Raw genomic sequence first — 13,060 nt, forward strand, 5'->3', positions numbered from 1 at the left:
TTCAGTTCCCCGCCAGCATAACGCGGATCAGCGGGCGCGCGGCAGATTGTCGCCGACCGCCTGCAACGCCGGCGGCGCGCTCCAGGACCACTGGCGCTTCCAGGCGCCCATCACCTGCCCCGGATATTCCGGCTTGCCCAGGCTGCCGTTGTAGCGGCCAAGCGCGCGGTAAAGATTGCCGTGCTCGATGTCGAGATAGTGGCGCAGGATGGTGCAGCCGTAACGCAGGTTGGTGGTCAGGTCGAACAGATTGTGGCGCGGATCGCCGATGTGGCGCACCCAGAACGGCATCACCTGCATCAGGCCGCGCGCGCCGGGGCTGGAGAGCGCGTATTTGTTGAAGCCGCTCTCCACCTGGATCAGTCCCAGCACCATCTGCGGATCCAGGCCGGCGCGGGTCGCCTCGTACTGGACCGCGGTGAGCAGGCGCTCGCGCATCCAGGCGTCGGGAATGCGCTTTTGCAGCCGCGCCGACATCTCGGCGAGCCAGGCCTGGCCGACGCGGGGATCGTCGAACACCAGCCTGGGCGCGTTGACGTCGGAAATCGAACGGCTCATCGCCGAGGCGACATTGGCCGACAGGGCCTCCTCCTTCTGCGCGCCGGCCCGCGCCGGCGCGTGCAGAAGCGCCAGGCAGCAGAACAGCGGGAGGAGGAGGCTCGTCTTCATCAGGCCAGCTTGGAGAGGACATGCTCCAGAATAGCATCGGCGGCGACGGCGGTGGCTTCGCTGTCGCGGCGGTGCTGGTACTCGACCTTGCCTGCCGATAGGCCGCGGTCGCCGATGGTGACGCGGTGCGGCGCGCCGATCAGCTCCCAGTCGGCGAACATCGCGCCCGGGCGCTCGCCGCGGTCGTCCAGGATCGCGTCGACGCCGCGGGCCAGCAGGTCGGCCAGCAGCTTGTCGGCAGCTTCCTTCACTGCTTCGGAGCGGTCATAGCCGACCGGGCAGATCACCACCGCGAACGGGGCGATGGCATCCGGCCAGATCATGCCCTTGTCGTCGTAGTTCTGCTCGATGGCGGCGCCCAGGATGCGGGTGACGCCGATGCCGTAGCAACCCATCTCGAACGGTTTCGGCTTGCCGTCTTCGTCCAGGAAGGTGGCGTTCATCGCCACCGAGTACTTGGTGCCCAGGTAGAACACGTGGCCGACTTCGATGCCGCGCTGGATCGCCAGCACGCCCTGGCCGTCCGGCGACGGGTCGCCTTCCACCACGTTGCGGATGTCGAACACTTCCGGCTCGGCGCAGTCGCGGCCGAAGTTGGCGCCGGTGTAGTGCTGGTCGTCCTCGTTGGCGCCGATGACGAAATCGGCCATCTTGGCGACGGTGCGGTCGGCGATCACTCGGCCCTTGAAGCCCACCGGGCCCAGCGAGCCGGGGTTGGCGCCGAAGGCGTCGCGGATGGCGGCCGGGCTGGCGAACGCCAGCGGGTTCTTGATGCCGGCGATCTTCTGCGCCTTCACCTCGTTCAGTTCGTGGTCGCCGCGCACCAGCATCAGCACGGCCTCGTCCTCTTCGCCTTCCACCACCACCGCCTTGACGGTCTGTTCGATGTCGATCTTGAGGAAATCGACCAACTCGGCGATGGTCTTGACCTTGGGCGTATGCACCTTGGCCAGCGCGGCCGCGGCCGCGGCGCGCTCGCCGGCCGGGGCCACCGCCTCGGCCAGCTCGATGTTGGCCGCGTATTCGGAAGCGGGGCAGTAGACGATGGCGTCTTCGCCGGTATCGGCGATCACCTGAAACTCATGCGAGCGGTCGCCGCCGATGGCGCCGGTATCGGCCGCCACCGCGCGGTAGGTCAGGCCGAAGCGGTCAAAGATGCGGCGGTAGGCGGCGTACATATTGTCGTAGCTCTTGCCGGCGTCTTCGGCGCTGCGGTCGAACGAGTACGCGTCCTTCATGGTGAATTCGCGGCCGCGCATCACGCCGAAACGCGGACGGCGCTCGTCGCGGAACTTGGTCTGGATCTGGTAGAAGTTCTTCGGCAGCGCGCGGTAACTGCGCAGCTCGCGGCGGGCGATGTCGGTGATCACTTCCTCGGCGGTCGGCTGCAGCGCGAAATCGCGCTCGTGGCGGTCCTGGAAGCGCAGCAGCTCGGCGCCCATCGCATCCCAGCGGCCGGTCTCCTGCCACAGCTCGGCCGGCTGCACCACCGGCAGGCTCACTTCGATGCCGCCGGCGCGGTTCATTTCCTCGCGGATGATGGCTTCCACCTTGCGCACCACGCGCAGGCCCATCGGCATCCACGAGTAGATGCCGGCTGCCTGCTTGCGGATGAAGCCGGCGCGCATCATCAGCTTCTGGCTGGTGATGTCGGCGTCGGCGGGGGCTTCTTTCAGCGTGGAGATGAAAAACTGCGATGCGCGCATGGTGCGTCCTTGGAATTCGGCTAAATGGCTTCGATTGTAGCGTTGACAGGGGCTGGCGGCCAAGCCTCGGCGGCGGCGCGCGCCGGCTCGCACCGCTTTTGGCCAGTTGTTGCAGTACAACAATCGTGCGCGCACCGCGGACGCCTGCGCTTGGCTCGCCCCGGCGTCTGGAGTAACCTGCGCGCAGCCGGACCGTTTATGGCTTTTTTATTCCGCCTCCATCATCAACAATGAGGGGATGGCGGCAGCCATCGACGCCCCTCCGGGTCCCCACGCCGCTGCGGCAGCGCCAGCAGCGACGCATAACCGTTATGGAAGCTTATGCAGGATCACAATAAACAGGCGATGGCTGGCCTGACCCTGGCCGCGCTCGGCGTCGTCTACGGCGACATCGGCACCAGCCCGCTCTATACCTTGCGCGAGTGTTTCGTCAGCCAGAGCATCCCCACCACCCCGGACAACATCTTCGGCATCCTGTCGCTGATCTTCTGGTCGCTGATCTTCGTCGTGTCGATCAAGTACGTGGCCTTCGTGCTGCGCGCCGACAATCGCGGCGAAGGCGGCATCATGGCGCTGATGGCGCTGGCCCGCCATTACACCACCCATGCCGCGCGCTGGAAGATCGTCATGCTGGGGCTGTTCGGCGCGGCGCTGTTCTACGGCGACGCCATCATCACCCCGGCGGTGTCGGTGCTGTCCGCCGCCGAGGGCATGGAAGTCATCTCCTCCGGCATGGAGGCCTACGTGCTGCCGGTGGCGGTCGGCGTGCTGGTGGGGCTGTTCCTGCTGCAAAAGCACGGCACCGCCAGCGTCGGCCTGCTGTTCGGTCCGGTGATGATGGTGTGGTTCGCCATCCTCGGCATCCTCGGCCTCAACCAGATCCTGCAGCAGCCGGCGGTGCTGCAGGCGCTGAACCCCTGGCACGCGTTCGCCTTCCTGCACCAGCACGGCTTCCACGCCTTCCTGACGCTGGGCTCGGTGGTGCTGGCGCTGACCGGCGCCGAGGCGCTGTACGCCGACATGGGCCACTTCGGCAAAACGCCGATCCGCCGCGCCTGGTTCGCGCTGGTGCTGCCCGGCCTCGCGCTCAACTACTTCGGCCAGGGCGCGCTGTTGATGCGCGATCCGGCCGCCATCAAGAACCCGTTCTTCCTGCTGGCGCCGGACTGGGCGCTGCTGCCGATGATCGTGCTGGCCACGCTGGCCACGGTGATCGCGTCGCAGGCGGTGATTTCCGGCGCATACTCGCTGACGCGCCAAGCCATCCTGCTGGGCTACTGCCCGCGGCTGGAGGTGAACCACACCTCGGAGAAGGAAATCGGCCAGATCTACATGCCCTTCATCAACTGGGCGCTGCTGATCGCGGTGCTGGTGGTGGTGCTGACCTTCAAGAGCTCGTCCAGCCTGGCCGCCGCCTACGGCATCGCCGTCACCGGCACCATGCTGATCACCACCATGCTGTTCTTCGTGGTGGCGCGGGTCAACTGGCGCTGGCCGCTGCCGCTGGCGCTGGGCATCACGCTGCTGTTCGGCGTGATCGACACCGCCTTCTTCGCCGCCAACATCCACAAAGTGGCCGACGGCGGCTGGCTGCCGCTGGTGATGGGCATGGCCATCTTCACGCTGATGAGCACCTGGAAGCTGGGCCGCGAGCTGCTGTTCAAGCGCCTGCGCGAACAGGCGCTGCCGCTGGACGGTTTCATCCAGAACCTGGAAGCCTACCCGCCGGCGCGGGTGGAAGGCACCGCGGTGTTCCTGACCAGCACGCTGCACGGCGTGCCCCACGCGCTGCTGCACAACCTGAAGCACAACAAGGTGCTGCATGAGCGGGTAGTGCTGATGACGGTGCGCACCGAGGACGTGCCCTATGTGGCCGAAGACGAGCGGCTGGAAGTGGTGCAGATGTCGGCGTCGTTCTGGCGGGTGGTGGCGCGCTACGGCTTCAAGGAAGATCCGAACGTGCTGCAGGTGATGGAAATGTGCGCGAAGGAAGGCTTCGAGCTGGAGCTGATGGACACCTCGTTCTTCCTGTCGCGCGAAACCATCGTCCCCACCGAGCGGCCGGGCATGGCCCGCTGGCGCGAAAAGTTGTTCGTCTGGATGAGCAAGAACGCGATGCGCGCCACCGACTTCTTCCAGGTGCCCACCAACCGGGTGGTGGAGTTGGGCGCCCAGGTCGAACTGTAAGCCCGGCGGCCATCGCCAGGCTGTTTGCCGCGACGCGCCGCTTCCGGCGCGTCGCCCGCTTGCCCGCTGCTAGCGCCTGGCCACCCGGCGCAGCGGGCTCTCCCGCCGCGCGCCCCAGCACAGATATTGCTCGTACGCCGTGCAGAAGGCGGCCAGCACCTGCGCGATGGTCATCGGCCAGATCCTCTCCGGCAACGGCTGCACCCCCATCAATATCGGCCATTCCACATTGTCCGGCGGCATCAGGTCGCGGCGTTCGGTCGCCAGCAGCCTGGCGTCGGCCATCGCCAGCATCGCCCGGTCCTCTCCCGACAGGCTGAGGCCGAAACGGGCTTCCACCGCCGCGCCCACCCGGCCCTGCAGCGGCGAGCGTTCGTAGGTGTCCGCCCTCACCACCTCGCCGGCGTAGGCCTTGGCCGCGCCGTACAGCAAGCCGGCCAGTTGCAGCCGCGGCGGCAGGATCTCCGCCATCCGGATCGCATGCTCGGCCTCGCTGTAGAACTGGCGGCAAGCGCCTCCGAAGCGGCACAGATGCGCCAGATGATGGGCGATGTCGGCGATGTCGATATCGTCGGGCCGCGGGTCCAGCACATTGAGATAGCGGCCGGACACCGTCTGAATAAATGCATTTCTCATCAACCGCTCCATTGACTCGGCCCGCCGGCAGGCAGGCCTGCTTCACGCCCATTCCCGCGCCCGGCCGCGCCGCCGATGCCCGCATGAGCGCCATTCCGCCTCGGCCGGCCACGCGGCGCGGCGACGAAATTTATTTTGATTTAATAATTGAAATAATTAATTCCAATAGAATAGAATCGGTTCGCCCCAAATAACCGAATCGCCAGCGCCATTCATGCAACCACGCTGGCGATAAAGCCTCCATTGGAATGAACTCCGGTGTTCCGCCGACGTAAAACATTCAGGAAGAATGGCGACGGATGCCGAATATGTTCTAAGAAAGACTAATAAAACAGAAACTTGCTATGACACCAGTCATAAACCCGAAATTTAGCACAGCGCCGAACTGATTTTCCAGTGCCATTCCGGGCAGGATATTCGCGACGCTTCAATTAACGTGAATTTCTAAATTCGTAATATCGAAATTAAAACCTATTCTTGATGAGGATTCGTGTCATGCACGCAAAAGACCTCCCTAAAAACAATACTTCGCTGAATGAATTCAAGCTGAAGGCCATCAAGAAAATTCACGATCAAAAACTCACCATCAGCGCGCTGGCCCGAATGACCGGCATCAAGCAGTCCACTTTGCACAAGGGCTTGTTCGAAGAAAGGGAATTGTCGTTCAGCAATGCCCACGCCATCGGCAACGCGCTGGACATCAGCCTGTCCGGCCATGGCGCCGCGCCGGGCCGGATGGCGCCGGTATTGACCCATTTGAGCCAGCTGCCGTCCTTGCGCGGCCCGGGCCTGCCGATATGGGATGAATACGTGCTGCTGCAGCATGCGCCGGGCGAAGCCGTTCTGGCGATAGACCGCTCGCTGTTCCGCCCCGCGCTGTTTCCGGCCCGCGCCGTCGTGCTGGTGCAAACCGGAGAGCGCGACGGGGCAAACCTGGTGTACCCGCACCACGACGCGCTTTGCCTTGGCGACAACGGCAAGCCGCCGCTGGGCAGAATCATCGGCATCACCTTCAGGAAAAACCAATGAGAACCATCAGAGAACTGGCCGGCAAATCGCTGGCCGCGGTCGACCCCATCGTCATCCTGTCCTTTTTGATCCTGATTTCCGCGATTGTGTCCAATCTGACCTCATACAAGGTCATCCAGATTTTCGGCACGGAAGCCAGCCTGGGCACCTTCACCATGCCCATCATCCTGATGCTGCTCAACCCCATCGCCGAGGTCTACGGCAAGAACCGCTCCAACCAGATCCTGTTCGCCACCTGCCTCGCCGAGATCGTCTTCGCGGTCTCCTTTACCGCGCTCAGCCAGTCGCAGCGCGACTGCGGACTGCTGCCGCTGGCCGAACGCGACCACTGCGCGGCGCTGAACCAAAGTTATGTGCTGATCAGCGAACATATCGTCAGGGGCTCGATCTCGTTCGCGCTGGGCTGCCTGATAGGCAGCCAGTTCAACACCCGTTTCCTGCTTTACCTGAAACGGCTGTGGTCCAGCCGCTTCTACTTCGTCCGCGACGTCTTCTCCTCGGTGATAGGCGAGGTGGTCTACACCGCCATCTGCTTCATGATCGCCTTTTACGGCGTGTTCCCCTTCGCCACCATCGTCAAGATCTTCGCCTTCAGCCTGATGTTCAAATTCTCGTCCACCGTGCTGCTGTCCTGGATTTCTCAATACATCGTCCAGTTGCTGTACCGCTACCAGGCCTGGCTGGAGCCGGCGCCGTCCAGCAAGAAAATCAAATTCTCCTCGCGCTACCTGCAAGTATGAAACCCATCGTCCTTCATCACCGGCCCCGCGCCGGCCAAACCGCCGCCGCGCCATTGTTCGCGCTGGAAAGCAATTACGACTACACCCGCAAATACCGCCGCCAATCGCGGCGGGTGGAGCGGGCGTCGCTGACGCTGCTGTTTTTCGCCGACCGCGTCATGCTGCTGCCGCGCAGCGCCAACGGCCTGGCCATGCTGCGGGCGCTGGCGGAGCGGTTGCCGCTGCGGCGCGACGGCGACGGCGACGCCTTCAGCCTGGCGCTGGACGCCAGCGCGCCGTTGCGGCGGCGGCTGGCGCAGCTGCTGGGGCTGCTGCAGCCGTTCCAGGCCGATGCCTGCTTCGGCCTATACGGTTTCTTCACCTACGAGCTGCTCCATGCCGAACTGGGCCTGCCCTGCGATTTGCTCGGCCTGTTCCACCTGCCGGAGCAGTTAAGCGTAGACGGCCAGCCGCATGGATACTTTGTCGACCCCGAGGCCGACGACGGCCCGGCGCCGCCGCCCGACCTGGCGCGCTTCATCGATCTGGACCGCTTCGCCGCCGGCCGCAACGCCGAGCATGGGCCGATGTACCGCGCCGCCAGCCAGCAAATCGCCGACGGCCAAGTACGCTCGGTCAACCCCAGCTTCGCCATCCGCCGCCCCACCGCCCGCAACGCCTACCAGATTTACCAGGCGCTGCAGGCGAAAAACCTGGCGCCGTACAATCTGTTTTTCGACGCCGGCCCCTTCCAGCTGGCCGGCGCGTCGCCGGCGATGTTCCTGCGCATCCGCGGTGGCCGGGTGGAGACCAGCCCGATCTGCGGCACCGTCGCCCGGGGCCGCGACGAAACGGAAGACCGCGCGCAGATCGCCAAACTGCTGGCTTCGGAGAAAGACGATTTCGAACTGGCGGAATGCGTGCGCGCCGACCTGGCGGCCAAACAGGCCAGCTGCCGCGACGCGACGCTGCTGGCGGCCAAGGAAATAGAGAAATTCGCCAACGTGTTCCACACTTCGGCGCACGTGGCGGCCACGCTGCGGGAAGGATGCACGGCGGCCGACGCCATAGCCGATCACCTGTGGCCGGCCACCATCCTGGGCACGCCGACCGCCGCCGCCGCGCGGCTGCTGGCCGAGCATGAAAGCCGCCACTGGTACGGCGGCGCCTTCGGCTATCTGACCGCCGCCGGCGAAGTCGACCTGGGCACCATCATCCGCAGCGCGCTGCTCCGCGACGGCGTCGCCACCACCCGAGTCGGCAGCACCCTGACCCGCCACTCCAGCGCGCCGGCCGAACAAAGGGAACTGGAAGCCAAGGCGGCGCTGATCCTGGGCGTGCTATGAAAGCGCTGACGATAGAGGACATCAGCGGCGAGGCCATCACCATCCGGCTGGTGAACACCGCCAAAACCTACCGGGTCGGACTGGACCGGCCGGTGCGGCTGCAGGATATCCGCGGGCTGGCCAAGGACGAGATTCTGCTGGCCGGCGTGGTGGCCGGCAAAGTGGCGCGCGGCAATGCCGCGCTGCTGGCGCAGTACGACTTCAGCCAGGTCGCCATAGCCGGCGACTTCCGGCTGCAAAGCGTCATTTTCGACCAGAATGTGGCCTTCGTCGCCGACGAAAACGCCAGGATCGCCATTCCCTACCGCGACCTGCCCAGCAATCTGGACGTGATCGGCAAGCTGTCCGACGAGCTGGCCTTCTACATCGGCTTCCTGTACGCCGCCTTCACGCTGCCGGACGAGGAGCTGACCTTCCAGGATCACCCCCGTCCCTACCTGACGCTGAAATAGCGCCGCTACAGCGCCAGGCCGCAGTCCGCCTGCGCGCGCGCCCAATCGAACCAGGGGCCGGGGTCGGTCTTGCGGCCGGGCGCGATGTGCTCGTGGCCGGCCAACGCCGATAGCGGCAGGTGGCGGCGCAATTCCGCGCCCAGCGCCGCCAGCGTGCGGTATTGCGCCTCGCTGAACGGCTCGAAATCGCAGCCCTCCAGCTCCACGCCTATGGAAAAGTCATTGCACTTCTCGCGGCCGCGCCAGCAGGACACCCCGGCATGCCAGGCGCGCTGCCCCACCGGCACGAACTGCAGCAATTGGCCGTCGCGGCGGATGAAGAAGTGCGACGACACCCGCAGCTGGTGGATGCCGCGGTAATACGGGTCTTCGTCCGGGTCCAGGCTGTTGCCGAACAGCTGCTGCACGCCGGGGCCGCCATAGCGGTAAGGCGGCAGGCTGATATTGTGTATCACCAGCAGCTCCGGCGCGCAGCCCGGGCTGCGCTCGTCGCAATTGGGCGAGGCCTGCTGCAGCGCGCCGCGCATCCAGCCGTCCGGGGCCAGCGACAGGACCGGCGGCGCGGCCGGCCGGTAGTCCATCCGCCACAGCGCCAGCCCGTCCGGCACGCTCCAGCGCCGCTCCAGCACGAAGCCCGCCTTGTGGTAGAGCGCGATCGCCGCCTGGTTGACTTCGGCGGTGTCGACGCTGGCGCGCGTCTCGCCGTGCAACGCCCGGTTGAGCAGCCGGTAGCCCCAGCCGCAGCCGAAATGCGCAGGGTCCACCACCGTGCGTTCGATGTGCAGGCCGCCGTCCAGCCGGCGCGACGCCACCACCAGCCCGCGCAGCTCGCCGCCCTCGAACGCCGCCAGGATGCGGTCGCGGCAAGAAAGCAACGCCGCCAGGTCCGGCCACAGCAGCGGCAGCGCCGGATAGTCCAGCCATTCCACCTCGACGCGGTGGGCGGCCAGCTGCAGCCGCAGCGCCCGCTGCGCCAGCTCCGCGTCGCCGCGGTCCAACTCCTTCACTTCAAACGGCAAATCCATTCTGCTCCTCGATCGTCTATGCCCCGGACGGCATCGTACAAATCCGGCTTGTGTTCCACCGCGCAAAGCGGTATCAAGAACTTGCGTCGCGCATCGCGTAAGCGGCCGTCTTTTCCGCCGCATCGAGTTTACGCTTGAGGCGCATCATGTCCACGGTTTCGGCATGGCGTCACAATCATGCCAGAACCCACGCAGGAGACCACCCTCATGCTTACGCTCGACACCCTTGGCGGCGCCGCGGCGCCCAGCTTCGAACAGCCGCTGGAAATGCTGCAGGCCTGTCACGACAAGATCCGCCGCTTCTGCGACACCCTGGACAAGCTGCCGCCCTACATCGAAGAGCACGGCGTCGACGAAGCGGCCCGCAACGCGATCAACGACGTGGTGCGCTACTTCGACGTCGCCGGCCCCGCCCACCATACCGACGAGGAAGAAGAGCTGTTCCCGCTGATCGAGGCGCGCGTGCCCGCCGCCGCATCCAGGCTGGAGCAGCTGGCGGCCGAGCACGGCTACCTTCACTCGTGCTGGAACGCCATCCGCGACGACCTGCTGTCGCTGCGCGACGGCCGCATCCGCCAGATCAGCAAGAACGAGCTGCAGGAATTCGCCCGCCAGTACCGCGAGCACGCCGCCGCCGAGGAGGCCTGGCTCTTCCCCGCCGCCGCCAGCGCGCTGAGCGCGGAAGAGCTGCGCGCCGCCGGCGCCCGCATGGCCCAGCGCCGCCAAACCGGCGGCTGAGCCGGCGCGCTAACGCAAAACGGGTTGCCCGCTCGCGCCGGCAACCCGTTCTTTCCCGCCAGGGCGGCCGCTTAGGCCGTCAGTTTCAGCAACTGGGCGAAAGCGTCCTCGAACAGTTTCAGGCCGTCCTGCTGCAGTTTTTCGCCGACAGCGGCCAGATCGACGCCGGCGGCTTCCACTTCGGCAAGCAGCGCCTGGGCCGCGTCCATGCCCTGCGGCAGCGTCAGCGCGGCGTCGCCGTGGTCGCGGAAGGCGGCCATCGTCGCGTCCGGCACGGTGTTGACGGTTTCGTCGCCGATCAGGCTCTCCACGTACAGCACGTCGCGGTAAGCCGGGTTCTTGGTGCCGGTGGACGCCCACAGCAGGAATTGCGGACGGGCGCCGGCGGCGCGCAGCTTGGCGAACTCCTCGCCGTGGAAGCGTTGCTGGTAGCGGGCGTAGGCTGCCTTGGACAGCGCGATCGCCACCTTGCCCTTGTGCTGCTCGGCCACTTGCGGGTCCAGCAGGCTGTCGACGCGCGACAGGAAGAAGCTGGCCACCGCCTTGACGCCGGCCACCGGCTGGCCGTCGGCCAGGCGCGCGGACAGGCCGGCGATGTAGGCGTCCCATACCGCTTCCACTTGCGGCAGCGAGAACAGCAGCGTGATGTTGACGTTGACGCCTTCGCGGGTCAGCGTCTGGAAGGCGCGGATGCCCTCGGCGGTGGCCGGAATCTTGATCATCGCATTGGCGCGGCCGATCTCGGCCCACAGCCGGCGCGCGGCCGCCAAGGTGCCGGCTTCGTCGCGCGACAGTTCCGGCGACACTTCCAGGCTGACGTAGCCGTCGTTGCCCTGGCTGGCTTCGTATTGCGCCAGCAGCAGATCGCAGGCGGCCTGGATGTCGGCCACCACCAGCGTTTCGTAGCGCGCTTCGGCGGACAGCGCCGCGTCTTGTTTCAGCACGGCCAGCTCGCCCTGATAGCTCGCGTCGGAGCTGATCGCCTTGTAGAAGATGGCCGGATTGGAGGTGACGCCGGCGATGCCGTCGTCGGCCAGCAGGCGGGCCAGTTCGCCGGAGGCGATCAGTTCACGGGACAGATTGTCCAGCCAGATACGCTGGCCGAACGGACGGATGGCTTGCAAACGGTTCATGGTGAGGCGTCCGGGAATTGCTTGAGGTAAAGACAGACATCGTAGCGCGCCGCAACCGCCGCGCCAAGAAAATTGTCGCGGCGGCTTGCGCTGGATCGAAGACCGCTCAGGCGGCCTGGCTGTCGTTGCGGCGTTCGCGCGGGAACACCACGCTGAAGGTGCTGCCCTTGTCGGGCTCGCTCTTGATTTCCAGCCGGGCGTGATGGCGCGCCAGCACGTGCTTGACGATGGCGAGGCCGAGGCCGGTGCCGCCGCTGCCGCGCGAACGGCCGCGGTCCACCCGGTAGAAGCGCTCGGTCAGCCGCGGGATATGCTCGCGCGGGATGCCGATCCCAGTGTCGCTGACCGAGAAGCGCAGCTGCTCGCCCTCCTCCTGCCAGGCCAGCGTGATGCTGCCGCCTTCCGGCGTGTAGCGCACCGCGTTGGACACCAGGTTGCCGAAGGCCGAATGCAGCTCCTGGCCGCTGCCCCACAGGCCGGCGTCGCAACAGCCGGACAGCTTGACCTGATGCCGCCCCTGGGACAGGCCCTCGGCCTCCACCATCAGCGTGTCCAGCATGTCGCGCATGTCCACTTTTTCCGAACTCGCCGCCTTGGGGCTGTTCTCCAGCCGCGACAGCGCCAGCAGATCTTCCACCAGGCTTTGCATCCGCCGCGACTGCTCCAGCATCATCGGCAGGAACTGGCGGAAGGTGCGGTCGTCCACCTCAGGCATGTCGCCTAGCGTCTCCAGGAAGCCGCCCACCACCGTCAGCGGCGTGCGCAGCTCGTGCGAGACGTTGGCGACGAAATCGCGGTGCACCGTTTGCACCCGCTCCAGCTGGGTGATGTCGCGGGTCAGCAGCAGCTTGCGGGTGGAGTCGAACGGCACCAGCTGCAGCGAAATCACCAGTTCGCGCGGCTGGACGAAGTTCAGCACCAGCGGCTGGCTGAAGCTGGCGTTCTTCATATAGCTGTGGAACGATGGCTGGCGGATCAGGTTGAGGATCTGGTTGCCGACGTCGCGCTTGCGGTCCAACCCCAGGTGCTCCACCGCCATCGGATTCACCCATTCGATGCGGTCATGCTCGTCCAACACCACCACGCCATCCGGCATCGCCTCGCCGGCGTTGATGAAGCGCTCCAGCACGTGAGTCAGCTTCTTCTTGCTCTGGCTCTGGTTGCGCATGGTGCGGTACAGCGTCATGAACACCGAATGCCAGACGCCGAAGCCGTCCGGCACCCGCTCCGGCACCGGATGGCGCAGCCAGCGCAGCAGCAGCGCGATGTGGTAGAGGTTGAAGGCCAGCCAGGCGCCCAGCGTGATCGCCAGCGCCAGCAGCGCGTCAGTGGCCGAGGACAGCGCCCAGAAGCCGCCGCTGACGACGACGATGCCCGTCAGCCACAGCAGGGTCCGTTGCAGAAATTCGCGCATCAAGCC

General features: G+C 66.0%; 12 protein-coding genes and 1 pseudogene. 6 read left to right on the top strand and 7 right to left on the bottom strand.

What is annotated here, in order from left to right:
- Positions 1-27: 27 nt before the first annotated feature.
- Together MY55_RS07150 and MY55_RS07155 are read right to left on the bottom strand one after the other, a co-directional pair.
- Positions 28-669 carry a lytic transglycosylase domain-containing protein gene (locus MY55_RS07150; protein ID WP_043578290.1) on the bottom strand — a complete coding sequence of 214 codons (642 nt, stop codon included), beginning with the start codon at positions 667-669 and terminating at the stop codon, positions 28-30.
- Positions 669-2,375 carry a proline--tRNA ligase gene (locus tag MY55_RS07155; protein ID WP_043578287.1) on the bottom strand — a complete coding sequence of 569 codons (1,707 nt, stop codon included), beginning with the start codon at positions 2,373-2,375 and terminating at the stop codon, positions 669-671. The genes MY55_RS07150 and MY55_RS07155 overlap by 1 nt, the downstream gene beginning before the upstream one ends.
- A gap of 321 nt (positions 2,376-2,696) precedes the next feature.
- Here MY55_RS07155 and kup point away from each other — a divergent pair, with 321 nt between their 5' ends.
- Positions 2,697-4,562, top strand: coding sequence for a low affinity potassium transporter Kup (gene kup, locus MY55_RS07160; protein WP_043578284.1), 1,866 nt, complete (start codon positions 2,697-2,699; stop codon positions 4,560-4,562).
- A 69-nt stretch (positions 4,563-4,631) separates the two neighbouring features.
- Here the strand turns inward: kup and MY55_RS07165 are convergent, their stop codons facing one another.
- A complete protein-coding gene (locus MY55_RS07165) occupies positions 4,632-5,198 on the bottom strand; it encodes a phosphohydrolase (protein ID WP_065202162.1) in 567 nt (188 codons plus the stop codon).
- Positions 5,199-5,693: 495 nt separating this feature from the next.
- Here MY55_RS07165 and MY55_RS07170 point away from each other — a divergent pair, with 495 nt between their 5' ends.
- The 4 genes from MY55_RS07170 to MY55_RS07185 are packed head-to-tail and all read left to right on the top strand — an operon-like array spanning position 5,694 to position 8,744.
- A complete protein-coding gene (locus tag MY55_RS07170; protein WP_047236570.1) occupies positions 5,694-6,227 on the top strand; it encodes a helix-turn-helix domain-containing protein in 534 nt (177 codons plus the stop codon).
- Complete coding sequence (locus tag MY55_RS07175) at positions 6,224-6,967, top strand: queuosine precursor transporter (RefSeq protein WP_043578275.1); 744 nt, start codon at positions 6,224-6,226, stop codon at positions 6,965-6,967. Before MY55_RS07170 ends, MY55_RS07175 begins: the two co-directional genes overlap by 4 nt.
- Entirely contained in the window at positions 6,964-8,292 is a 1,329-nt protein-coding gene (locus tag MY55_RS07180) for a chorismate-binding protein (protein ID WP_065202163.1), read from the top strand. The genes MY55_RS07175 and MY55_RS07180 overlap by 4 nt, the downstream gene beginning before the upstream one ends.
- Complete coding sequence (locus MY55_RS07185) at positions 8,289-8,744, top strand: hypothetical protein (RefSeq protein ID WP_043578269.1); 456 nt, start codon at positions 8,289-8,291, stop codon at positions 8,742-8,744. Before MY55_RS07180 ends, MY55_RS07185 begins: the two co-directional genes overlap by 4 nt.
- Positions 8,745-8,749: 5 nt before the next feature.
- On the opposite strand, the gene ampD is transcribed toward MY55_RS07185, so the two are convergent.
- Positions 8,750-9,325 carry a 1,6-anhydro-N-acetylmuramyl-L-alanine amidase AmpD gene (gene ampD, locus MY55_RS24715; protein ID WP_461610014.1) on the bottom strand — a complete coding sequence of 192 codons (576 nt, stop codon included), beginning with the start codon at positions 9,323-9,325 and terminating at the stop codon, positions 8,750-8,752.
- 6 nt (positions 9,326-9,331) lie between these two features.
- Positions 9,332-9,892: pseudogene (locus tag MY55_RS24720) on the bottom strand (GNAT family N-acetyltransferase); the annotation flags it as partial.
- A gap of 84 nt (positions 9,893-9,976) precedes the next feature.
- On the opposite strand from MY55_RS24720, the gene MY55_RS07195 reads away from it, so the two are divergent.
- Positions 9,977-10,507, top strand: a complete 531-nt coding sequence (locus MY55_RS07195; RefSeq protein WP_043578264.1) for a hemerythrin domain-containing protein — start codon at positions 9,977-9,979, stop codon at positions 10,505-10,507.
- 71 nt (positions 10,508-10,578) lie between these two features.
- On the opposite strand, the gene tal is transcribed toward MY55_RS07195, so the two are convergent.
- Both tal and phoR read right to left on the bottom strand, forming a co-directional pair.
- A complete protein-coding gene (gene tal, locus MY55_RS07200; RefSeq protein WP_065202164.1) occupies positions 10,579-11,640 on the bottom strand; it encodes a transaldolase in 1,062 nt (353 codons plus the stop codon).
- Positions 11,641-11,746: 106 nt separating this feature from the next.
- Positions 11,747-13,054, bottom strand: coding sequence for a phosphate regulon sensor histidine kinase PhoR (phoR, locus tag MY55_RS07205; RefSeq protein ID WP_043578258.1), 1,308 nt, complete (start codon positions 13,052-13,054; stop codon positions 11,747-11,749).
- Positions 13,055-13,060: the final 6 nt, after the last annotated feature.

Source organism: Chromobacterium subtsugae (genome assembly GCF_001676875.1).
Classification (GTDB): domain Bacteria; phylum Pseudomonadota; class Gammaproteobacteria; order Burkholderiales; family Chromobacteriaceae; genus Chromobacterium; species Chromobacterium subtsugae.

Excerpts from the sequence above, each read along its gene's own strand:
- MY55_RS07150 (WP_043578290.1), bottom strand. The coding sequence starts at position 669 with ATGAAGACGAGCCTCCTCCTCCCGCTGTTCTGCTGCCTGGCGCTTCTG.
- MY55_RS07155 (WP_043578287.1), bottom strand. The coding sequence starts at position 2,375 with ATGCGCGCATCGCAGTTTTTCATCTCCACGCTGAAAGAAGCCCCCGCC.
- kup (WP_043578284.1), top strand. The coding sequence starts at position 2,697 with ATGCAGGATCACAATAAACAGGCGATGGCTGGCCTGACCCTGGCCGCG.
- MY55_RS07165 (WP_065202162.1), bottom strand. The coding sequence starts at position 5,198 with ATGAGAAATGCATTTATTCAGACGGTGTCCGGCCGCTATCTCAATGTG.
- MY55_RS07170 (WP_047236570.1), top strand. The coding sequence starts at position 5,694 with ATGCACGCAAAAGACCTCCCTAAAAACAATACTTCGCTGAATGAATTC.
- MY55_RS07175 (WP_043578275.1), top strand. The coding sequence starts at position 6,224 with ATGAGAACCATCAGAGAACTGGCCGGCAAATCGCTGGCCGCGGTCGAC.
- MY55_RS07180 (WP_065202163.1), top strand. The coding sequence starts at position 6,964 with ATGAAACCCATCGTCCTTCATCACCGGCCCCGCGCCGGCCAAACCGCC.
- MY55_RS07185 (WP_043578269.1), top strand. The coding sequence starts at position 8,289 with ATGAAAGCGCTGACGATAGAGGACATCAGCGGCGAGGCCATCACCATC.
- ampD (WP_461610014.1), bottom strand. The coding sequence starts at position 9,325 with ATGGACTACCGGCCGGCCGCGCCGCCGGTCCTGTCGCTGGCCCCGGAC.
- MY55_RS07195 (WP_043578264.1), top strand. The coding sequence starts at position 9,977 with ATGCTTACGCTCGACACCCTTGGCGGCGCCGCGGCGCCCAGCTTCGAA.
- tal (WP_065202164.1), bottom strand. The coding sequence starts at position 11,640 with ATGAACCGTTTGCAAGCCATCCGTCCGTTCGGCCAGCGTATCTGGCTG.
- phoR (WP_043578258.1), bottom strand. The coding sequence starts at position 13,054 with ATGCGCGAATTTCTGCAACGGACCCTGCTGTGGCTGACGGGCATCGTC.